The organism is Bacillaceae bacterium S4-13-56, from assembly GCA_040191315.1.
GTDB lineage: Bacteria > Bacillota > Bacilli > Bacillales > JAWJLM01 > JAWJLM01.
Map to the genome: position 1 here is coordinate 21509 of JAWJLM010000004.1, position 23820 is coordinate 45328.

The 23820-nt window shown below is 41.1% G+C and carries 16 protein-coding genes; 15 read left to right on the forward strand and 1 reads right to left on the reverse strand.

What is annotated here, in order from left to right:
* Positions 1-6: 6 nt before the first annotated feature.
* Genes purM through purD form a run of 4 tightly spaced genes read left to right on the forward strand, consistent with a single transcriptional unit; the run spans position 7 to position 4429 of the window.
* Positions 7-1023, forward strand: coding sequence for a phosphoribosylformylglycinamidine cyclo-ligase (gene purM, locus RZN25_01850; protein ID MEQ6375578.1), 1017 nt, complete (start codon positions 7-9; stop codon positions 1021-1023).
* Positions 1020-1616 (forward strand): phosphoribosylglycinamide formyltransferase, encoded by a 597-nt coding sequence (gene purN, locus RZN25_01855; protein MEQ6375579.1) that lies wholly within the window; start codon positions 1020-1022, stop codon positions 1614-1616. The genes purM and purN overlap by 4 nt, the downstream gene beginning before the upstream one ends.
* Positions 1595-3127: a bifunctional phosphoribosylaminoimidazolecarboxamide formyltransferase/IMP cyclohydrolase gene (gene purH, locus RZN25_01860; protein MEQ6375580.1), complete on the forward strand. Its 1533-nt coding sequence runs from the start codon at positions 1595-1597 to the stop codon at positions 3125-3127. The genes purN and purH overlap by 22 nt, the downstream gene beginning before the upstream one ends.
* Before the next feature lie 18 nt (positions 3128-3145).
* Entirely contained in the window at positions 3146-4429 is a 1284-nt protein-coding gene (gene purD, locus RZN25_01865; protein MEQ6375581.1) for a phosphoribosylamine--glycine ligase, read from the forward strand.
* A gap of 122 nt (positions 4430-4551) precedes the next feature.
* Here the strand turns inward: purD and RZN25_01870 are convergent, their stop codons facing one another.
* The gene (locus RZN25_01870) at positions 4552-4806 is read right to left on the reverse strand and encodes a DUF2892 domain-containing protein (protein MEQ6375582.1); all 255 of its coding nucleotides are present in this window, start codon (positions 4804-4806) and stop codon (positions 4552-4554) included.
* 87 nt (positions 4807-4893) lie between these two features.
* Here RZN25_01870 and RZN25_01875 point away from each other — a divergent pair, with 87 nt between their 5' ends.
* The 11 genes from RZN25_01875 to gatC all read left to right on the forward strand — a co-directional run bounded on the left by RZN25_01875 (position 4894) and on the right by gatC (position 23813).
* Positions 4894-6639, forward strand: a complete 1746-nt coding sequence (locus RZN25_01875) for an adenine deaminase C-terminal domain-containing protein (protein MEQ6375583.1) — start codon at positions 4894-4896, stop codon at positions 6637-6639.
* Between the two features lie 77 nt (positions 6640-6716).
* On the forward strand, positions 6717-7031 hold the full coding sequence (locus RZN25_01880) for a YerC/YecD family TrpR-related protein (GenBank protein MEQ6375584.1): 315 nt from the start codon (positions 6717-6719) through the stop codon (positions 7029-7031).
* 830 nt (positions 7032-7861) lie between these two features.
* Complete coding sequence (locus tag RZN25_01885) at positions 7862-8719, forward strand: NERD domain-containing protein (GenBank protein MEQ6375585.1); 858 nt, start codon at positions 7862-7864, stop codon at positions 8717-8719.
* A gap of 1673 nt (positions 8720-10392) precedes the next feature.
* Positions 10393-11082 (forward strand): heptaprenylglyceryl phosphate synthase, encoded by a 690-nt coding sequence (locus RZN25_01890; protein MEQ6375586.1) that lies wholly within the window; start codon positions 10393-10395, stop codon positions 11080-11082.
* Between the two features lie 14 nt (positions 11083-11096).
* Positions 11097-13382, forward strand: a complete 2286-nt coding sequence (gene pcrA / locus RZN25_01895; protein MEQ6375587.1) for a DNA helicase PcrA — start codon at positions 11097-11099, stop codon at positions 13380-13382.
* Positions 13383-13812: 430 nt separating this feature from the next.
* The gene (ligA, locus tag RZN25_01900; protein MEQ6375588.1) at positions 13813-15816 is read left to right on the forward strand and encodes an NAD-dependent DNA ligase LigA; all 2004 of its coding nucleotides are present in this window, start codon (positions 13813-13815) and stop codon (positions 15814-15816) included.
* 14 nt (positions 15817-15830) lie between these two features.
* Complete coding sequence (locus RZN25_01905; GenBank protein ID MEQ6375589.1) at positions 15831-16967, forward strand: CamS family sex pheromone protein; 1137 nt, start codon at positions 15831-15833, stop codon at positions 16965-16967.
* Positions 16968-17115: 148 nt separating this feature from the next.
* A complete protein-coding gene (pruA, locus tag RZN25_01910; GenBank protein MEQ6375590.1) occupies positions 17116-18666 on the forward strand; it encodes an L-glutamate gamma-semialdehyde dehydrogenase in 1551 nt (516 codons plus the stop codon).
* A gap of 559 nt (positions 18667-19225) precedes the next feature.
* The gene (gene putP, locus RZN25_01915; GenBank protein MEQ6375591.1) at positions 19226-20740 is read left to right on the forward strand and encodes a sodium/proline symporter PutP; all 1515 of its coding nucleotides are present in this window, start codon (positions 19226-19228) and stop codon (positions 20738-20740) included.
* A gap of 938 nt (positions 20741-21678) precedes the next feature.
* Entirely contained in the window at positions 21679-22812 is a 1134-nt protein-coding gene (locus RZN25_01920; GenBank protein MEQ6375592.1) for a nuclease-related domain-containing protein, read from the forward strand.
* A gap of 710 nt (positions 22813-23522) precedes the next feature.
* On the forward strand, positions 23523-23813 hold the full coding sequence (gatC, locus tag RZN25_01925) for an Asp-tRNA(Asn)/Glu-tRNA(Gln) amidotransferase subunit GatC (protein ID MEQ6375593.1): 291 nt from the start codon (positions 23523-23525) through the stop codon (positions 23811-23813).
* Positions 23814-23820: the final 7 nt, after the last annotated feature.

The window sequence follows — 23820 nt, forward strand, 5'->3', positions numbered from 1 at the left end:
GAGAAGATGAGAAATGCATACAAAGAAGCTGGAGTGGACGTGGAAGCAGGGTATGAAGCAGTCGAACGTATGAAAAAACATGTGGAACGAACAGCTCGGACGGGAGTGTTAGGTGCTGTTGGTGGTTTTGGAGGAATGTTTGATCTAAGTGAGTGGAAGCGTTTTGAAGAACCTGTTTTGGTATCAGGATGTGATGGGGTTGGGACCAAGCTAAAATTCGCCTTTGAATTGGATCTCCATTCGACTATCGGGGTGGACGTTGTCGGGATGTGCGTTAATGATGTGCTGGCCCAGGGAGCGGAACCGTTATTTTTCTTAGACTATATCGCTACTGGAAAAAATGATCCGAGTCAGATTGAAGCTATTGTAAAAGGTGTAGCAGATGGGTGTGTGGAGGCTAATTGTGCACTCGTTGGTGGAGAAACAGCAGAAATGCCCGATATGTATCAAGATGGGGAGTATGATATTGCCGGTTTTACAGTAGGGATCGCTGAAAAATCGCAGCTGATAGAAAAAGAAAATGTAGCTGTTGGTGATGTACTGGTGGGGTTGCCATCTAGTGGCGTCCATTCCAATGGATTTAGCCTTGTACGAAAAATTGTACGAGATAAGCAGTTGGATTTAGGGGGAGTTTATCCTGGCTTGGATCGTCCGTTAGGCGAGGTTCTTTTGAAGCCCACTCGTATTTACGTGAAATCCGTCCTTCCTCTGATTGAACGTGGTCTTGTTCAAGGAATTAGTCATATTACTGGCGGTGGATTTTACGAAAATATTCCACGAATGCTGCCAGATGGTCTTGGAGTACGAGTTGATCGTGGATCTTGGAAAGTTCCTCAAGTTTTCACCTTTTTACAACAAGAAGGCAGCCTTTCAGATGAGGAGATGTTTGGGGTTTTTAATATGGGAATCGGCATGTTGCTAGCTGTACGCTCGTCCGATGTGTCTGAGGTGTTGGAGCTTGTGGAAGATGCTGTAGTCATTGGCCAAGTCATTGGGGAAAAAGGAGTGAAGCTGGAAGGATGAAAAAACTAGCTATTTTCGCCTCGGGAAGTGGAAGTAATTTTGAAGCTATAGTAAAGGATATTCATCTATCGGATTTTCCTGCAGAGATAGCGGTTCTAGTATGTGACAAGATGAATGCTAAGGTCATAGACCGCGCCAACCAATACGGAGTACCAGTCATGGTATTTGCGGCAATAGATTTTGCTTCTAAGGAAGCCTATGAAAAAGTGATTTTAGATCGGTTACGCTCCGAGCAGGTGGAATGGATTTTCTTAGCGGGCTATATGCGATTGATTGGCCCAACTTTATTGAAAGCTTATGAAGGAAGAATTGTTAATATCCATCCCTCTCTACTCCCTTCCTTTCCAGGGAAAGATGCGATTCAGCAGACCCTTGATTCAGAAGTGAAGGTGACCGGAGTTACGGTGCATTTTGTAGATGAGGGAATGGATACAGGTCCAGCGATTGCACAAGAAGCAACCCCAAGGTTTTCGGATGATACGTATGAGTCCCTCCATTTGCGGATTCAACAAATAGAGCATACAATTTACCCAAAAGTCATTCGAGAACTAGTTACTAAGGAGGATACCAAATGGGTCAACGTGCACTCTTAAGTGTTTCGGATAAAACAGGAATAGTAGATTTTGCAAAAGGATTGTTGGATTTAGGTTTCGAGCTTGTTTCGACTGGTGGAACGGCTCGATCTATTGCTGAAGTGGGGCTCCCTGTCACGAAGGTGGAAGATGTCACTGGTTTTCCTGAAATTTTGGAAGGTCGTGTAAAAACATTGCATCCTTTTATACATAGCGGCCTATTAGCAAAGCAAGATGATCCAGCCCATCTTGAACAGTTAAGATTGCATGAAATTGAACCGTTTCATTTAGTTGTGGTCAACCTTTATCCTTTCGAAGAAACCATTGCAAAGGATGGTGTGAGTGAAGCGGAAGCTATTGAGCAAATTGACATAGGTGGTCCATCCATGCTTCGTGCGGCAGCTAAGAATTTTGCTTCTGTTGGCGTGGTTGTAGAGCCTTCCGATTACGCAGGAGTGTTAGAGGAGCTATCAAATGGAGGACTTTCTTTGGAAAAGCGTCGTGAATTAGCTGCTAAGGTGTTCCGTCATACAGCTTATTACGATAGTTTAGTGGCAAGTTATATGACTGAATTAGTAGGCGAAGAGTTTCCTGAAAAAGTAACGTTTGGTGCTAAAAAGGTTCAGTCTTTACGATATGGGGAGAACCCTCATCAAAAGGCAGCTTTCTACCAAACGAGCAAAAACGAAAAGCCGTCTATTGCTGGTGCGACACAACGGAATGGAAAAGAATTGTCCTACAATAATATTCAAGATGCTAATGCAGCCTTAATGATTTTGCGTGAGTTTGATGAACCAGCTGCAGTTGCTGTTAAGCATATGAATCCATGTGGGGTTGGAACCGGTTCTTCCATTTTGGAGGCCTATCAACGCGCCTATGATGCCGACCCGGTTTCTATTTTTGGTGGAATCGTTGCTTTAAATCGAGAGGTTGATGAACAAACAGCATTATTAATGAAGGAAATTTTTCTAGAGATTATCATTGCCCCGAAGTTTAGTGAGGAGGCACTTGAAGTTCTAACAGCTAAGAAAAATCTTCGTTTATTGGAAGTTGAACTTTCATCTGAAACTGAAAAATCCATTCTCGTGACAACGGTCAACGGAGGATTTTTGCTTCAAGATGTGGATAAATATCTTTATGAGGAAGAAAAGCTTACGGTTCCTACGAAACGAAATCCTACAGACGAAGAGATGAAGGATCTTCTTTTTGCTTGGAAGATTGTGAAGCATGTGAAGTCTAATGCGATTGTTTTGGTCAAGGATGGCCGAACAATTGGCGTTGGTGCTGGGCAAATGAATCGTGTTGGAGCAGCGAAAATCGCCTTAGAACAGGCGGGAGATTTAGCTAATGGATCTGCACTTGCATCGGATGCCTTTTTTCCAATGAGAGATACGGTGGAAGCGGCGGCGGCAGCCGGTGTTACTACGATCATTCAGCCAGGTGGATCCATTCGCGATGAAGATTCGATACAAGCGTGTGATGAGTTCGGAATTGCCATGGTGTTCACTGGAATGCGCCATTTTAAACATTAGGAAGGGGATTGCTAATTTATGAAAATCCTTGTTGTGGGGAGAGGCGGAAGAGAGCATAGCTTACTTCAGAAGTTTTCAGAAAGTAGTCAGGTGATTCAGCTATTTGTAGCACCAGGAAATGCGGGGATGGAGCGCATAGCTACTCGTGTGTTGATAGATGAGCTGGATAAAGAAGCATTGGTAAATTTTGCTGTTAAAGAAGGGATTGATCTCACTTTTGTCGGACCTGAAGCTCCATTATTGGATGGACTAGTCGATGCTTTCTTAGTGGCAGGGTTACGAGTATTTGGTCCAAGACAAGAAGCGGCGCTTATCGAGGGGAGCAAAGCGTTCGCTAAGGAATTGATGGATAAATACAACATCCCAACAGCAAAGTATCAGGCTTTTGAAAATTTTAATGAAGCCAAAGATTATATTGAAGAAAAAGGTGCTCCTATTGTCATTAAGGCAGATGGCTTAGCATCTGGGAAAGGTGTAGTGGTGGCCGAGACTGTTGATGAGGCTGTGGGGGCAGCCCGTGATATGTTAGAGGGTGGCCGGTTCGGATCTTCTGGAGCACGCATTGTAGTCGAGGAATTTTTGGCAGGCGAAGAGTTCTCATTAATGGCGTTTGTAAATGGAGAAAAAGTGTATCCGATGATCGTTTCTCAAGACCATAAGCGACTGCTTGATGGGGATCAGGGTCCTAATACGGGAGGAATGGGGGCTTATGCTCCAGTTCCACATTTGAAAAATGACACGATTTCAAAGGCGGTGGATAGGATCTTAAAGCCTGCGGCAACTGGGATGGTTAGCCAGGGGATTCCGTTTACAGGGATTTTATATGCAGGATTGATCGACACTGTGGACGGACCAAAAGTTATAGAATTTAATGCTCGCTTTGGAGATCCTGAGACACAAGTGGTCCTACCACTGCTTGAAAATGATTTAGCGCAGGTTTTAATGGACGTGTTAGATGGATGTGACCCAAAGCTAACGTGGAAGAATGGTGCAGCACTGGGAGTAGTTGTTGCATCTAAAGGATATCCTGGTGAGTATTCTAAGGGAGTAGTTGTACCTGGAATTTTTGAAAAGGATTCTAGTTTTGCGGTTTTTGCTGGAGTAGGGAATCCTGAAAAAGGTGATGGCTTTGTGAGTGATGGGGGAAGAGTTCTTATGGTAGGTGCTGTTGAGCCAACCTTACTAGATGCACAGAAAAAAGTCTATGAGGTATTGGGAGCTGCTTTTGATGGGAACGATGATTTCGTCTTTCGAAAAGATATTGGACATAGAGCCCTTAGACGGGAGAAAAGTATAGTATAATTTTTAAAACCCCCTTGTTTGTTGTAGCCAGGGGGTTCGATTTCCTAATTAAGGAAAGAGAAAAAGAATGTCACTCATTTTGGAGGGAACATGCTTTTAATCAAAACTATTGTGATAAAACTTTAAGAGGGATTAAAAACTTCTTCCTCATCCTCATCTTCCTCGAACCACCATTCATCTCTTGCTTGGTAGAGTGCAGTTATAGGGCAGAAGCGAGTGATTCCTTCGGCAACCTTCATTGCACCTAGGAAGCTATACACAAGATAGCTTGCACGCCAAGGTCTGCGAACCATTTTTGCTGTGCAGTAACTGAGAGTTGTCAATCCAAAGGTAATTCGTACTAACGCGTTGATTATTCCAATATTTTGTCGAGACATTTTTTATCAACTCCTTCAAAACATTAATGCGGTGAAGACTTATTTGTGATATAATAAACAAAATTAATTGAAAAAGTGGGGAAAGCGATGAATGAGCACCGATACCGTTGGCGAAATCGTCAAATAAGAGAACATCTTTCCGTGGTCGATGGGAAAATAGCACCCACCCTCTGGTTAAAGAATGGGACATACTTGAATGTTTTCACAAAAAAATGGGTTACAGGCCATATTTGGATTTACGAAGATCGAATTATCTATGTGGGAAAAGATGAACCAAAAAATATAGACGGAACTGAAATTGTATCCTGTGAAGGGAAATATTTAGTGCCGGGCTATATTGAACCCCACGCTCATCCTTTTCAGTTATATAATCCCCATCGACTTGCACAATATGCATCTCAATCGGGAACGACAACGCTCATTAATGATAATTTAATGCTGCTTTTTTTATTCGAAAAAAAGAAAGCGTTTTCTTTTCTTGATGACATCAATGATCTCCCGGTTTCATTATACTGGTGGTGCCGATTTGACTCTCAATCTGCCCTTCAAGATGAGGAAAGTGAAAGCTTTACAGATAACGCTAATATTTTATCTTGGTTAAAGCATGATGCCGTAGTTCAAGGAGGCGAATTAACCAATTGGCCTAAAATTTTAGAGGGTGATGATCTAGCACTGCATTGGATGCAAGAGGCTAAACGTTTGCGTAAGCCGGTGGAAGGTCATTTTCCAGGTGCTTCTGAAAAAACTTTAACAAAAATGAAGCTCCTTGGGACTGATGGTGACCATGAAGGAATGACTGGGAAAGAAGTGATGAATCGAATTGAAATGGGGTATATGACGGCATTGCGTCATTCATCCATACGTCCAGACCTTCAAAAAATTATTCGAGAACTTCAAGAACTCGGATGTGATAGCTATGATCGAATGATGTTAACGACCGATGGTTCACCTCCATCTTTCTATGAAAACGGAATCATTAACTGTTGCTTAGAAATAGTGATTCAAGAAGGCGTTCCAGTAGAAGAGGCATATTGTATGGCCTCCAAAAATGCTGCGCAATATTTTGGAATAGATCATCGTATCGGTAGCCTTGCACCAGGGCATGTTGCTCACATCAACATTTTGGATGCAAAAGAAAATCCTCATCCCGTATCCGTATTAGCTAAAGGAAAATGGATGAAACGAAATGGAATTAGTTGCAATGATTATATGCCATTCGATTGGCGAAGTCATGGTGTTTTACCACTAACCTTGGATTGGGACTTAACTAAGTATGACATGCAATTTTCTATGCCCATTGGTATTGAAATGATGAATGACGTTATCCTTAAACCATACCCAATTCTTGCTAATACTGGTGATGATGTCTTAGACAGTAAAAATGAGGCTTTCCTAATGCTCATTGACCGAGAAGGGAAATGGCAGGTCACTACTCTATTAAAAGGCTTTACAGAAGAACTTGGAGGATTAGCGAGTTCCTTCTCAAATACGGGTGACATCACGATCATAGGAAAAAATAAAAATGATCTAATCATTGCTTTTAATCGAATGAAAGAAATTAGTGGTGGAATCGTACTTGCTCAAGACGGAGAAATCATATTTGAATTGCCGCTATCACTCGGAGGAATGATGTCTGAAGAAAAAATAGATGATTTAATTCCAAGTGAAAAGCAACTTAGAGAATTGCTTGTTTCGAAAGGTTACCATTTTGGTGATCCTATCTACACTCTGTTATTTTTATCATCGGTTCATTTGCCATATATTAGGATTACTCCAAAAGGAATCTATGATGTTAAGAGGAAAGAGGTTCTTTTCCCTTCGATAATGCGTTAAAATTGAAACGTATTAACGTATGAAAGTATAATGGGGAGTAGGATACTTAATACTGGAATGGAGAAGGAGTGTTCCCTATGCAAATCGATAAGTTAAGAGGTCGAGAGTTAGATCAGCTTTTTGAAGCGATTTTGACTTTGAAGGATAAAGAAGAGTGTTATCAATTTTTTGATGATCTTGCGACAGTTAATGAAATTCAATCATTAGCTCAACGATTAGAAGTAGCACGTATGCTTCGTGAGAAAAAAACCTATCAGAAAATTGAAAGTGACACTGGAGCATCAACAGCGACCATCTCCCGTGTGAAGCGCTGTTTAAATTATGGAAATGACGCCTATTCTATGGTATTTGATCGTTTATATGGGAAAATTGAAGAACCGATGAAAGAATAACTTTAATAGCGCTGAGAGTGGATTGTTAGATCTCCTCGCAGTGCTTTTTTTTGGCATATAGGTAAGTATAAAAGTTACCATATGCGTAAGTGCAACCAAAAGGATTGGTGAATGCCAATTTTTCTAACAAGATAAGAAATCATTATGGCTCGCTTCCCGGAGCCACCATCTACCATGAAAATGGATTCCTAATCAAACAAGGAGTATAAATCTTGTTCATCTTTGGGAATACCTTTAATAACAATATGACCAGGTCGAAATATACATTGGTGGATCCTGAAGAAGGATACCCTGCATAAGAAACGGGTTGTGACGGTATAGAAGTACCATCTATTGTGACTAGATCACGTATACAAAAGTTTTGCAGGGTCTGTTTTCATACAAAAGCATAAAATTTGTCTAGCTCCAGCGAAAAAGCTTCCTCGAGTAATCTTCGCTCCGAGTAAGGAAAGCTACTTAGAGCTACTTCGCAGAAACAAGTGCTTTTCTTGTTTCGAGGGGCAGCCTATCGACTAAAGTCAGTTTCCTCCTCTCCTTCGATAAGTCAACATCGATGAAGGAGGTTCGGTTAAAAACGCGACATCGTGTTGGGAAAGCGATTACTCGTCCCACCGAAATGATTCGCAACATCGAACGGACTCGCATCCTGCGAGCCTCACCGCCTTACGTCGATGCTCACGGGTACTTGCGCTTTTCTTATACACAAATTTTTACTTGGTGTATTGGGTTGTGATGTATTATAGTTAAGTTGAATTTATTTTCAGGAAAGGAAGTGGGCTATGTTTTATAAAGAAAGAAGTGAGAGCCTCGAATTAAGGATGTTGCGATCTTTGGCAACGCGCATGTCATTAAGTGAAGAGGAAGCAAAGCAGTATGATAACTTGAAAAAAGGATACGAAGGCGAGTGTCAGTTTGATGAATGGATAGCTGGACTGCCGGATGGTGCCCTTATAGTAAACGACTTATTATTTAAGCATAACAACACCATTTTTCAAATTGATTCCCTCCTCATCACTCTCCGTAAAATTTATCTTTTTGAAGTGAAAAACTACACCGGTGACATCGTTATTAATGGCGATAAATGGTGTATGAAATCTGGTTCTGAAATTAAAAATCCACTGTTGCAGTTACAACGATCTGAATCTCTCCTTCGTCAACTTTTCCATCATCTTAAAATTAACCTTCCCATTGAAGCCTACCTTGTATTTGTAAATCCCGACATGATGCCATACAACGCCCCACCGGAATTACCTGCAATATTTCATTCCCAATTGGGGAGATTCTTTGGTAAATTAAATTCCTCTATAAGTAAGCTAACCCCTAGGCACGAAAAGATAGCTGAGACGCTTGTTGCCGCTCAAACTACTGATTCTCTATTTGAAAATAAGGCGGAGTATTCATTTGGGAATTTGAGGAAAGGGTTAATATGCCCTAAGTGTGGTCATTTCATGGTGCATGAGCATCGGAGTATTTTGTCTTGTGGGTGTGGTTATGTAGAGCTTGTTGATCATAGCGTTCTACGAATGGTGGACGAGTATGGGTTGTTATTCCCTGAGAGAAAGGTGACCACGAAGGATATATATCAGTGGTGTGGGGAGGAAGTTGCAAATTCAGCTATTAGAAGAATATTATCAAATGAATATAAGCTTATAGGCACTACTAAACGTGCGTACTTTATAAAAAAATAGTAGTTAAATTGAGTTTGGTATGAGTAGATTGATTAAAAGTGAAAAAAAAGCCGGTTATATTTGAGTTTATTCGATGAAGCAGGGCCAAAAGTAAAAAAAAAGCCGGTTATAATTGAGTTTAGTCGATGAAGCAGGGTCAAAAGTAAATAAAAAGCCGGCTTTAATTGAGTTTAGTCGGCGGAGCAGGGCCAAAAGTGAAAAAAAGGCCGGCTTTAATTGAGGTTAGTCGGCGGATCAGGGCCAAAAGTAAAAAAAAGCCGGTTATAATTGAGTGTGGGCGATGAAGCAGGGCCAAAAGTAAAAAAAAAAGCCGGTTATAATTGAGTTTATTCGATGAAGCAGGTCCAAAAGTGAAAAAAAGGCCGGCTTTAATTGAGTTTAGTCGGCGGATCAGGGCCAAAAGTGAAAAAAAAGCTGGTTATAATGGAGTTTGGTCGGAGAAGCAGGGCCAAAAGTAAAAAAAACGCCGGCTTTAATTGAGTTTGGTCGGAGGAGCGGGGACAAAAGTGAAAAAAAAGCCGTTTATAATGGAGTTTGGTCGATGAAGCAGGGCCAAAAGTAAAAAAAAAAGCCGGCTTTAATTGAGTTTGGTCGGAGGAGCGGTGACAAAAGTGAAAAAAAAGCCGTTTATAATTGAGTTTGGTCGATGAAGCAGGGCCAAAAGTGAATAAAAAGCCGGTTATAATTGAGTTTATTCGATGAAGCAGGGCCAAAAGTGAAAAAAAAGCCGGTTATAATTGAGTTTGGTCGGAGAAGCAGGGCCAAAAGTAAAAAAAAGCCGGCTTTAATGGAGTTTAGTCGATGGAGCAGGGCCAAAAGTAAAAAAAAAGCCGGTTATAATTGAGTTTATTCGATGAAGCAGGGCCAAAAGTAAAAAAAAAGCCGGTTATAATTGAGTTTAGTCGATGGAGCAGGGCCAAAAGTAAAAAAAAAGCCGGTTATAATTGAGTTTAGTCGATGGAGCAGGGCCAAAAGTAAAAAAAAAGCCGGTTATAATTGAGTTTAGTCGATGGAGCAGGGCCAAAAGTAAAAAAAAAGCCGGTTATAATTGAGTTTAGTCGATGGAGCAGGGCCAAAAGTAAAAAAAAAGCCGGTTATAATTGAGTTTAGTCGATGGAGCAGGGCCAAAAGTAAAAAAAAAGCCGGTTATAATTGAGTTTAGTCGATGGAGCAGGGCCAAAAGTAAAAAAAAAGCCGGTTATAATTGAGTTTAGTCGATGGAGCAGGGCCAAAAGTAAAAAAAAAGCCGGTTATAATTGAGTTTAGTCGATGGAGCAGGGCCAAAAGTAAAAAAAAAGCCGGTTATAATTGAGTTTAGTCGATGGAGCAGGGCCAAAAGTAAAAAAAAAGCCGGTTATAATTGAGTTTAGTCGATGGAGCAGGGCCAAAAGTAAAAAAAAAGCCGGTTATAATTGAGTTTAGTCGATGGAGCAGGGCCAAAAGTAAAAAAAAAGCCGGTTATAATTGAGTTTAGTCGGCGGAGCAGGGCCAAAAGTAAAAAAAAAGCCGGTTATAATTGAGTTTGGTCAATGCACCACCCCCCAAAGTGAATTAATAGCCGGCTGCAACAACAAGAGCACATTAATTCTACTCAATCCTCCCTCCCCCGTTTCTTCTCCCCCTATCTTTTTGCTATAATAAAGGAATGGAAAGCAGAGTTGGAGGCACGAAAAATGTATGATGTAAAGCATTGGAAACATGTGTTTAAAATAGATCCGAATAAACCGCTAGATGACAAGGATTTGGCGGAACTCTGTGAATCTGGAACGGATGCTATCGTTGTAGGAGGAACAGATGGGGTTACGCTTGACCAGGTGATCCAATTACTCGCAGAAATTAGAAGATATTCGGTTCCTTGCGTGCTGGAAATTTCTAATTTGGAGTCCATTACACCAGGTTTTGATTATTATTTTATCCCAATGGTCATGAATTCAGGTGAAAAGACATTTGTTATGGACTTACACCATGAAGCGATTAAGCAAAACCGTGCGTTATTAAATTGGGACGAGCTTCTGGTGGAAGGGTATTGCGTCATGAATGAGGAAGCGAAGGTGTTTCAATACACAGGATGCTATCTTCCGGAAGAGGATGATGTGATTGCCTACGCGCAATTGGCGGAGCACGTTTACCATTTACCGATTTTTTATATGGAATATAGCGGGGAGTATGGAGACCCACAACTCATCCAAAAGGTTAAAAAGGAATTAAATCATACAAGGCTTTGCTATGGTGGCGGAATTAAGACCCCAGAACAAGCAGTGGAAATGAGTCAGTATGCTGATTTGATAGTAGTTGGCAATGTCATCTATGAGGACTTGAAGGCAGCATTAGAAACAGTAGCAGCAGTGAAACAAAAGATGTAAAGGTGGTAGAGCAAATGAATCAAATCAACACTTTAATAGATGGATTAAATCCAGAGCAACAAAATGCAGTACGTCACACAGAGGGACCACTACTTATCATGGCTGGGGCTGGTAGTGGGAAAACGCGGGTATTAACGCATCGAATCGCCTATCTTTTAGGTGAAAAGGATGTCGCTCCAAGAAATATCCTCGCTATCACCTTTACCAATAAAGCCGCTAGAGAGATGCGTGAACGTGTGCAAAACCTAGTGGGTTCAGTGGCAAGTGAGATATGGTTATCTACATTTCACTCCATGTGTGTAAAAATTCTTCGTAGAAACATCGATAGAATCGGGTATGATCGCAATTTTTCCATTTTAGATACAACAGACCAATTATCTGTTATACGAAAGGTGCTCAAGGACCTTAATTTTGATCCTAAAAAAACAGATCCAAGGGCAATGCTGAGCGCCATAAGCAGTGCTAAGAATGAACTAGTGACCCCAGAAGAATTTGAGAAAAATGCAGGAGATTATTATCAACAGCAGGCTGCTAAGGTGTACAAAGGCTACCAAAGAATGCTTCGAAAAAACCAATCATTAGATTTTGATGATTTAATCATGCAAACTCTCCATTTATTTGATCGTGTCCCTGAGGTCTTGGAATACTATCAACGTCGTTTTCAATACATTCATGTCGATGAGTATCAGGATACCAACCGTGCTCAGTATTCACTTGTTAACAAGCTTGCTAGTCGCTATCAAAATCTATGTGTGGTCGGAGATTCAGACCAGTCTATTTATCGTTGGCGAGGGGCTGATATTGCAAATATTTTATCGTTTGAAAAAGATTATCCCAATGCCCGCGTCATTCTATTAGAGCAAAACTATCGTTCTACGAAAATTATCTTAAATGCGGCTAATGAGGTTATTAAAAATAATCCGGAGCGAAAGCCGAAAAAACTTTGGACTGAGAATGAAGAAGGATTTACGATCCAATATCACTGCGGTGGCAATGAACAAGAGGAAGGTTTTTTCATAGTCGACCAAATAGAAAAACTCACTCGTGAGGACAACTTAAATTATGATGATATCGCCATTTTGTATAGAACCAATGCGCAGTCTCGTGCGATTGAGGATGTACTGATGAAGTCGAACATCCCTTACCAAATGGTGGGTGGAACAAAATTCTATGATCGAAAAGAGATTAAGGATGTCCTTGCTTTTTTACGCCTTATTTCTAATCCAAATGATGATATTAGTTTTACTCGAGTAGTTAATGAGCCTAAACGAGGGATTGGAAATTCGACCTTAGACAAGCTTGGTCAACATGCTGCAGCATATGGATTATCGCTTTTCCAAGCTGTAGATGAAGTGGAATTGATGGGGTTGAGTGCCCGTGCAACTAAAGGACTTCGTGAATTCCAAACCATGATTAGCAATTGGAATAAAATGCAGGAATTTTTATCTGTTACAGATTTGGTTGAGGAAATATTAGTAAAAACAGGATATGAAGAGATGCTAAAAAATGAGAATACCATAGAGTCCCAAAGTCGTTTGGAAAACATTAATGAATTGTTATCTGTAACAAAGCATTTTGAAGAAACGAATGAGGATAAGAGTCTGATTAATTTTCTAACGGATTTGGCACTAATTGCGGATATTGATCGTGTTGATGAAGATCCAAATAGCGAAGAAAAAGTGATCCTTATGACGCTCCATTCTGCAAAAGGGCTTGAATTCCCAGTAGTTTTTTTGATTGGGTTAGAGGAAAACATCTTCCCGCATAGTCGATCTTTAATGGCCGATGAAGAGATGGAGGAGGAACGGCGCCTTTGTTATGTAGGGATCACTCGTGCTGAAAAAAGATTATTTTTAACGCATGCGCGTATGAGGACTCTTTATGGTCGGACACAATTTAATCCTGTGAGTCGTTTTATTGATGAGATTCCAGATGATTTGATAGAAGGCCGAGATACTGCAGATGTACAAAGTGGTGCTACTCCGTTTGGAAGAGAATCCTTCTCCCCATTTAATGAAGCACCATTCGGTCGTGATCAAAAGTCTCCTTTTGGTCGTTCTACATCAGGATCGGAGGTTCAACCGAAGCGTCAAGCTAGAAAAATGATACAGCCAACCTCTTCCGGTGGAGAATTGATTGAATGGAAGGTTGGAGACAAGGTAGGTCATAAAAAATGGGGCACTGGTACAGTGGTTAATGTGAAAGGTGCTGGAGAAGGTCTGGAATTAGACATCGCTTTTCCTGCTCCAACTGGAATCAAGCGTCTTTTGGCTAAATTTGCTCCTATAACAAAACAATAAGAAGATACCTTTATTAAAGATAAGAAAAAAAGTCTAGCCCCAGCGCCTATCGACTAGAGTCGGTTCCTTTATCTCGCTTGATAAATCAACATCGATTTCAGAAGTTTGGTTAAAAACGCGACATCCTGGGGGCTCCAGTTACTCGGTCCACCAAAAACGTTTGTCGCAACACTGAACTGACTCGCATCCTGCGTGAACCGTGTTAGGCCTACAGGACAGGAAAGCTACTATGAACTACTTCGCACGAAGAAAAAGCTTGATTTTCCGTGGATGTAGGTCATGTTGGCTTTGTTAATCATTTGGGTGGGATAAGTAATCGCAGTCCCAACACGATGTGACGGTTTTAGCCGACGATCCAAAAAATTCGATGAGGTCTACCGCCTTACGTCGATGGTCAAGGCGCTTACGCTTTTCTAATGAGGTGAATGAATTGAATAAAGATGAAGCACGTCAAAAAATAGAAGCATTAAGCGAGGAATTGAACCGGTATAACTATGAATATCATGTATTAGATTCACCGACTGTCCCTGATGTGGAATACGACAAGAAAATGAGAGAATTAATGGAGCTTGAGGAGAAATTTCCTGAGTTTCAATCGCCAGATTCACCTTCCCAGCGTGTTGGGGGTGAACCTCTGGAATCTTTTCAAAAGGTTCAGCACATCATTCCAATGTTAAGCTTGGGGAATGCCTTTAATGATCAGGAGCTACGAGACTTTGATCGTCGAGTGTGTGAGGGTACCAATAAAGAGGTTACATATGTATGTGAACTGAAGATTGATGGTTTAGCTGTTTCGTTACGTTATGAGGAAGGGGTGTTTGTTCAAGGAGCAACTCGAGGTGATGGAACTGAAGGTGAGGATATTACCCATAATCTTCGAACAATAAAGAGCATTCCTTTACGATTGAACCATCCCGAATCCATCGAGGTTCGTGGGGAAGCCTTTATGCCAAAAAAATCATTCGTTGCTTTAAATGAGGCAAAAGAGGAGCGGGGAGAAGAGCCTTTTGCGAATCCGAGAAATGCGGCTGCTGGCTCTCTTCGTCAACTCAATCCGAAAATCGCCGCATCACGCAACCTAGATATTTTTTTGTATGGAATTGGTTATTGGGAGTATACGAAAAAATCAACCCATAGTGATCGATTGGATTACTTGAAGGAGCTTGGATTTAAGACAAATCCAGAGTGGAAAAGATGCAAAAATATCGAGGAAGTTATTGAATATGTCAACAGTTGGTTGGAGCGTAGACCTAAGCTTAGCTATGAAATTGACGGCATTGTCGTAAAGGTTGATCAGCTAGATGTACAAGAAGAGTTAGGGTTCACAGCGAAAAGTCCACGCTGGGCAATAGCTTATAAGTTCCCGGCGGAAGAAGTTGTAACCATCTTGCGAGACATTGAATTGAGTGTTGGGCGTACGGGAGTCATTACACCGACAGCTATTTTAGAGCCGGTAAAAGTTGCAGGAACAACAGTCCAAAGAGCATCCTTACACAACGAAGACTTGATTCGAGAAAAAGATATACGAATTGGAGATACTGTCGTTATTAAAAAAGCTGGAGATATTATTCCAGAAGTCGTTCGTGTCATTGAAGACCAACGGACCGGTGAGCAGCAACCATATGCGATGCCGACAGAATGTCCAGCTTGCGGGAGTAAACTAGTCCGCCTAGAAGAGGAAGTTGCTCTTCGTTGTATCAATCCGAACTGCTCGGCCCAGTTAAAGGAGGGACTCATTCATTTTGTGTCTAGAAATGCGATGAACATTGAAGGTCTTGGAGAAAAAGTCATTATCCAATTATTCGACCATCAATTGATCCATACGATTTCAGACATTTACAAGCTTGAGCGAGAAGAACTTCTCAAACTAGAGCGGATGGGTGAAAAATCAGTACAGAACTTGCTTGATGCTATAGAAGCTTCTAAGCAAAATTCAATGGAAAAACTTTTGTTTGGTTTGGGTATTCGACATGTAGGTGCGAAAGCGGCTAAAACATTATCTGAGCAATTTCAAACTATGGAACGTCTTATGAATGCCTCCTATGATGAATTGGTTGCCATTTATGAAGTCGGAGACAAAATGGCAGACGCTGTTGTTCGTTATTTTGAAGAGCCGCATGCTCGGGAGCTTATTGAAGATTTAAAATCGCTTGGACTTAATCTTGAATATAAGGGCCTCATTAAAAGCGATCAGGCATTCGATTCTGCTTTTTCAGGGAAGACGATTGTTCTGACTGGAACGATGGAATCTTATTCTCGAAACGAGGCGAAGGAATTAATTGAATCATTAGGTGGAAAAGTGACTAGTAGTGTAAGTAAAAGTACGGATTTGTTAATCGCTGGTAAAGATGCAGGATCTAAGCTAGATAAAGCGAAAAAGCTTGAAATTGAAATTTGGAGTGAGGCACAATTAATGGCGGCCTTGAAATCTTAGGGAGTGGTAGTTTTATGAAAATAATCAAGGGAGTCGTTTTGGCTTCTGTTTTAATACTGAGTGCTTGCGCCCCAACTTTTGATAAAGAGGAAGAAATAGTCCAAACCAATGAAAATAATAAGCGAGAAACTGCTTTTGTACCGAGCTTTAATGTATCTGAAGAGGAATACAAGATTATTTATCCTTACAAACCAAGCCAAGCCCGTGGTGTTATTGTAAATCAAATGGCCAATCGATTAGACATTGATGTTTTTGAAGTTGGACTTAGGGACCATGCCAAATCTTATTTTGATCCCGATTTGTATTTTTTTCAAGAAGGACAGAGGATTGACAGCAACACGCTTTATAATTGGCTTTCACGGGAAGGTGAAACATCAAGTGGCTTGAATCCCGTCATGGAAGGGCCAGAGGATGCAATTGAATCGCATCAAGAGGCGCCTAAATACTTAAGTCATATTTTGGAACATGATTTTCTTAAGAAAAATGAAGATGGAATAGTTGAATTAAAAGGGATGTCCATAGGTATTGCCTTGAAATCAACGTACCGTTTTCAAACGGAAGTCGGTGGCCCTTATTATTATCAAGATATTCCAGAGAAAGTCATGGTAAAGGAAGGGAAAGAAATAGCAAATGAAGTGATTCAACGAATTCGTCAGATGGAGGGCTTGGAGGAGGTCCCTATAGTGGTGGCCCTTTTTCGCGAAGAAGATCAAAATGCCATGTCACCGGGTAATTTTGTTGCTAAGACTGTAGTAGAGGTTGGGGGTGCTGTTGCAAAACAGTGGCAGGACATAGATGAAGACTATGTTTTATTTCCATCAAATGAAGCAGCTGTAAATTATAATGAGGAAAGTCAGCTCATGCAGGAATTCACCGATGAAATCGCACGATATTTTCCTAACTACGTTGGAGTTATAGGAAATGGTTTCTATAAAGATGGGGAACTAGCTGAACTTAATATCCAGATTCCTATCGAATTTCAAGGTAAAGCAGAAGTTGTAGGATTTACTCAATATGTTTATGGGCTAGTAATGGAAACTTTCCCGAATTACTTTAAGGTTGAGGTCCAAATACACTCCCATCAACAACAGGAAAGTGTAATCGTTCGAGAAGCGGGAGAAACAGACCCATTTGTTTATCTCTATCAGTAATAGACTCCTGTATTTTCGTCAAAATTAGAGCCTTAAAAATGTGCAAGATTGTTTGATGTGCCCATTCTTATAGGTTAGAATGATAGGTGGAAGGCTCTGTTTTTTTAATAGAGTTTATGTAGCAAAATTGTTGAAGGAGGCGTTACGCATGGTCGTACCTTACAAACATGAACCGTTTACAGATTTCACTGTTGAAGAAAATCGCAAGGCCTTTGAAGATGCACTTAAAAAGGTAGAGGGTGAGTTTGGTACAGAATATCCATTGATTATTGGTGGAGAAAGAATTACAACCGAAGATAAGATAAAGGTTGTCAATCCTGCCAAAAAAGATGAAGTCCTTGGGTATGTATCAAAGGCAAATCAAGAGCTTGCAGAAAAAGCGCATAAAATTGCTGATAAGACTTTTGAATATTGGAGAAAAACGGATCCTGCCATGCGTGCGGATATTCTATTCCGTGCGGCTGCTATTGTTCGTCGTCGTAAGCATGAATTCTCTGCTCATCTTGTAAAAGAAGCTGGGAAGCCTTGGAAAGAGGCGGATGCTGATACAGCGGAAGCTATTGACTTTATGGAATTTTACGGACGTCAAATGCTTCGTATTAAAGACGGTTTTCCTGTTAATAGCCGTCCAATTGAACATAACCAATTCCATTACATTCCACTAGGAGTGGGAGTAGTAATTCCACCATGGAACTTCCTATTTGCGATCATGTGTGGTACTACTGTAGCGTCTATGGTTTCTGGTAATACGGTTTTACTAAAGCCAGCTAGTGCTACTCCTGTTATTGCTTACAAATTTATGGAAGTTCTTGAAAAAGCAGGGCTTCCTGCTGGAGTAATAAACTACATTCCTGGTAGTGGTTCTGAAATTGGAGATTACTTAGTTGATCACCCAAGAACACGATTCATCAGCTTCACTGGTTCTCGCGAAGTTGGTACACGTATCTATGAACGTGCAGCAAAAGTAAATGAAGGCCAAAAGTGGCTTAAGCGTGTCATTGCTGAAATGGGTGGAAAAGACACGATCGTAGTTGACGAAAGTGCAGACCTTGAGTTAGCAGCTGATGCCATTACTTACTCTACTTTTGGCTTCTCAGGCCAAAAATGTTCGGCGTGCTCCCGCGTTATTGCACACGAAGCTATTTACGATGATCTATTAGCGCGTGTTGTTGAGAAAACAAAAACAGAAGTTAAAGCTGAAGATCCTTCTAGCCCAACAGCTTATATGGGACCAGTAATTGACCAAGCGGCTTATGATAAAATCCTAAGCTATATTGAAACAGGTAAAAGAGAAGGGAAACTTATGACTGGTGGTAATGGAGACGACAGCACAGGCTGGTTTGTCGAGCCAACAATATTTGCAGACCTTAGCCCGACTGCTACAATCATGCAGGAAGAAATCTTCGGACCTGTTGTAGGCTTCTCAAAAGCTAAAAACTTTGATGAAGCTATTGAATTCGCAAACAACACTGAGTATGGTTTAACAGGTGCTGTATTCACCAATAACCGTGAGCACTTAGAAAAAGCTCGCCAAGATTTCCATGTAGGTAACTTGTACTTCAATCGTGGATGTACGGCAGCGATTGTTGGATATCATCCATTTGGTGGGTTCAATATGTCTGGTACAGACTCCAAAGCTGGTGGTCCAGATTACCTTCTTCAACACATGCAAGGAAAAACAACATCTGAAATGCTATAGAACGATAATAAAAAACCGATTTATACACAACTCATGTGTAAATCGGTTTTTTTAATTAAAAAATCAATACTTTGTTAATCATAGTAAAAACTTATTATATTAGCAGCGCTTACAATAAAGTCTGTCGGAAAAAATAATATCTAGTTTAATTGGAACAAATCCAGGGATAAAGTGATATTCATTTGAATGCGATGAACTTAATTTTATTAATTTTTTCTGAATAGATATCATCATTTTTATACTATAGGAGAAAATACCAGGGTATGTTTGTATAATTATTCACACATATTATAAACTATAAATTTTTGAAAAGTTCATATTTTTAGTTTATGATATATCAGTAAACGTATTTCTGAATTTTTACTTCATGGTCATTATTTTAGAACTTACAAAATATGCATAAGAAGTGAATACAAAAAAATAGGGGGTGGAAGAATGGATTTGCTTATAGGAGCTACTTATTCATTAACTGCATCAACCTGGTTTTGGATCTTTGTTCCAATGCCACTATTAATTGTTCTATCAATCATTACTTATTTTACGGAGAGGGAGTGAATGAATGGATAACGCAACATTAATTACATTTATTGTTTATTTAGTTGGTATGTTAGTCATAGGTGTTGTGGGCTATCGATTAACTATTAATCTATCAGACTATGTATTAGGTGGAAGAAGGTTAGGGCCTGGAGTCGCTGCCTTGAGTGCTGGGGCTTCTGATATGAGTAGTTGGTTAATTCTTGGTTTACCAGGAGCAGCTTATGTTTTAGGTTTTGCGTCTGCATGGATTTGCATTGGATTATCTATTGGTGCATATTTAAACTGGCAGTTTGTTGCACGTCGCTTACGTAGTTATACGGAGGTTGCGAACGATTCGATTACTGTTCCAGATTTTTTAGAAAATCGTTTTCGTGATACTTCAAAATCACTTCGAGTTATTTCTGCCATTGTCATTTTGATCTTTTTTACCTTTTATACTTCTTCAGGATTGGTTGGGGGAGCAAAACTATTTGAAGCATCCTTTAATCTTTCATATACACAAGCACTATGGATTGGTGCTGCTGTAATCATTTCCTATACATTTTTAGGCGGTTTCTTGGCTGTAAGTTGGACAGATTTCCTTCAAGGAATATTAATGATCTTAGCCCTTATTGTTGTTCCTATCCGTGCGATCAGCGAAGTTGGAGGATGGGGGGAAGCTGTACAAGCGGTTGGTGAAGTAAATCCCGGTGCCCTAGATATTATGTCTGGAGCAACCTTCATTGGCGTGGTTTCACTCTTAGCTTGGGGATTGGGCTACTTCGGTCAGCCTCACATTATTACACGCTTTATGGCCCTTCGTTCAACTAAAGATGTTCCTAAAGCGCGTTTGATAGGTATGACTTGGATGGTTATTGGATTGTTTGGTGCTATCTTCACTGGTTTTGCAGGTATTGCTTATGTTGCAAACGTAAGTACAGCGGGAATGCCTTTTGCAACAGAAGTGAGCAATGGTGTTACGGTTCTTGTCGATTCTGAGCAAATTTTTATCGCCTTCTCACAATTGCTATTTGATCCATGGGTTGCAGGTATTTTATTAGCAGCGATCCTTGCAGCCATTATGAGTACCATCGATTCCCAGTTACTTGTATCTTCTAGTGCCGTAGCTGAGGATTTCTATAAGGCTGTTCTACGCAAAAAAGCATCTGATCGTGAACTTGTATGGGTAGGACGTCTTTCTGTTGTAGCTATCGCACTTTTAGCTATTTATCTAGCATATAGTGCAGAAGCGACTGTACTAGAACTTGTTGCCTATGCGTGGGGAGGATTTGGTGGCGCCTTTGGACCAATTATCCTCTTCTCCTTATTCTGGAAACGCATGACTCGCAACGGTGCACTAGCTGGTATTATCATCGGTGCTTTAACGATCTTCATTTGGGGTAACTATCTAACTGGTGGTCCTGGCGGAATCTTTGATCTTTACGAAATTGTACCAGCGTTCATCTTGAACTCTATTGCGATAGTGGTATTTAGTTTACTAGACAAAGAGCCATCTCTAGAGATCCAAGAAGAATTCGATCGTGCAAAAACTATTTAATATTGCAGAGTTAATTAATGTGTTAGGATTTAGTACCCCCGCCATGGCGGGGGTTTTTGTGTGAGGTGTGCGACGAGTGCGGAGGTAGACGCGCGGATTTAGGATAGACGCGTGCCGCCCAAGAATCGACGCGCGGATTTCGCGTAGACGCACGCCAAGTGAAAGTAGACGCGCAAATCACTCAAGCAGACGCGCGCCGCCCGAGAATAGACGCACGGATTTCAGCCAGACGCACGGCAAGTGGAAATAGACGCGCAAATCACTCAAACAGACGCGCGCCGCCCGAGAATAGACGCACGGATTTCGAGTAGACGCACATCAAGTGAAAGTAGACGCGCAAATCACTCAAACAGACGCGCGCCGCCCAAGAATCGACGCACGGATTTAGGATAGACGCACGCCAAGTGAAAGTAGACGCACAATTCACTCAAAGAGACGCGCGCCGCCCAAGAATCGACGCACGGATTTAGGGTAGACGCACGCCAAGTGAAAGTAGACGCGCAAATCACTCAAGCAGACGCGCGCCGCCCGAGAATAGACGCACGGATTTCAGCCAGACGCACGGCAAGTGGAAATAGACGCGCAAATCACTCAAACAGACGCGCGCCGCCCGAGAATAGACGCACGGATTTCAGCCAAACGCACGCCAAGTGAAAGTAGACGCGCAATTCACTCAAACAGACGCGCGCCGCCCAATAATCGACGCGCGGATTTCGAGTAGACGCACGTCAAGTGAAAGTAGACGCGCAAATCACTCAAACAGACGCACGCCGCCCAAGAATCGACGTGCGGATTGTTGACCGGTACGAATTTAGTGGACTATCATCATTCAAAATGATGAATTAATTTTTAAAAGTAAAATAAACCATTCGACAAATAGAAGGAAATTATCTTAATTTGTGGAACTCATTTATTAAATAAAAAGGAGGCATAATAAATTGATAGACAAGCCATGCGAGAAACCTATTTACTTAAGGCAACTTGAACTTTTACAAAAGCGGCTGCGTGTCCCACATCCAAGAATGGAAGATATTGAGACGGATCGGAGGAACGCTAATAGTGGTTTTGCTGGGGAAAAGTCAATGGATTATTTTTTAGGATTTTTAGATAGTAAAAAGTACCGAATTTTGTTTAACATCAGGCTTGAAGACAGTAATAAATTCTTTCAAATGGACATCCTTCTTCTCTCTTCTGAATTTTTCCTCATTGTTGAAGTCAAAAACCTGGCAGGTACCATTCTATTAGATCCAAATTTTCGACAAATGATAAGGAAATGGAATGACATCGAAGAATGTTTTTCTGATCCTACTATTCAAGTTGAACGGCAGAGATTCAGATTTCAAGAATGGTTGATTAAAAACAAATTCCCAACACTTCCAATTGAAACTTTAATTGTGTTCTCAAATCAAAACACATTATTACGAACAACTGGAGAATCTAATTATTACAAAAATGTAATTCATAGTGAAGAGTTTGTTCAAAGGGTTTATTCATTGGAAGAAAAATACAAAAAGGAAAAAATATCAGTTAAAGAATTAAAGAAAGTATCGCAGCAGTTGATCAAACAGAATTGCCCTTATCATCCAAATATATTTGAAAAATACGGAATTCAGCAAAAAGATATTAGTACTGGGGTTATCTGTACCCAATGTTCAACTGATAATTTAAAGAGACGCAAGGGACAGTGGTACTGCCCATCTTGCAATTACTCCGATAATAATGCCCATATAGCCGCGCTTTTGGAATATGCCCTCCTTTTTAAAACATCTATATCCAATAGTGAACTAAGAGACTTTCTTCAAATAAGCTCAAGAACAGTAGCAAATAAATTGCTAAAACAACTTAATTTTAAGATGGTCGGAAAAGGAAATAGTGTAAAATATGTTTTAGATATCCAACAGTTAATCCAAAGTTTAAACAATGAATTAACCGGCTTTGATACTAATAAAAGCCAGACGCGCGCCGCCCAAGAATCGACGCGCGGATTTAGGATAGACGCACGCCAAGTGAAAGTAGACGCGCAAATCACTCAAACAGACGCACGCCGCCCAAGAATCGACGCACGGATTTAGGATAGACGCACGCCAAGTGAAAGTAGACGCGCAAATTGCTCAAACAGACGCGCGCCGCCCGAGAATCGACGCGCGGATTTAGGATAGACGCACGCCAAGTGAAAGTAGACGCGCAAATCACTCAAACAGACGCGTGCCGCATAGGAATCGACGCGCGGATTTAGGATAGACGCACGCCAAGTGAAAGTAGACGCGCAAATCACTCAAACAGACGCACGCCGCCCAAGAATCGACGCACGGATTTAGGATAGACGCGCGCCAAGTGAAAGTAGACGCGCAAATCACTCAAACAGACGCGCGCCGCCCAAGAATCGACGCACGGATTTCGAGTAGACGCACGTCAAGTGAAAGTAGACACGCAATTCACTTAAACCGACGCGCGCCGCCCAAGAATCGACGCGCGGATTTAGGATAGACGCACGCCAAGTGAAAGTAGACGCGCAAATCACTCAAACAGACGCGCGCCGCCCAAGAATCGACGCACGGATTTCGAGTAGACGCACGCCAAGTGAAAGTAGACGCGCAAATCACTCAAACAGGCGCACGCCGCCCAATAATCGACGCGCGGATCTCAGCTAGACGCATAAAGAACAAAATTTAACGTGCAAATCCCCCAAACCACCCCTCAATCATTGCCCTTCACCCATGTTTTTTGGTATCATCAAGTATTATGTGATAATGGAAACAGAAGAAAATTGTGGAGGTGTACCATGTCGAGAATTAGTGAGGAGCAGGTAAAACATGTCGCACACCTAGCGAGGCTGGCCGTTACTAAAGATGAAGTAGAACGGTTAACCAAGGACCTAGATGCCATCATTACCTATGCTGAGCAGTTGAATGAGCTGAATACAGAAAATGTGGAACCGACGAGCCATGTGTTGGATTTAAAAAATGTATTGCGGAAAGATGAGGCGAAGTCTTGGATTACTCAAGAGGAAGCCATGAAGAATGCACCGGATCATAAAGATGGACAATTTAGAGTTCCATCTATTTTAGAGTAAGGGAGGG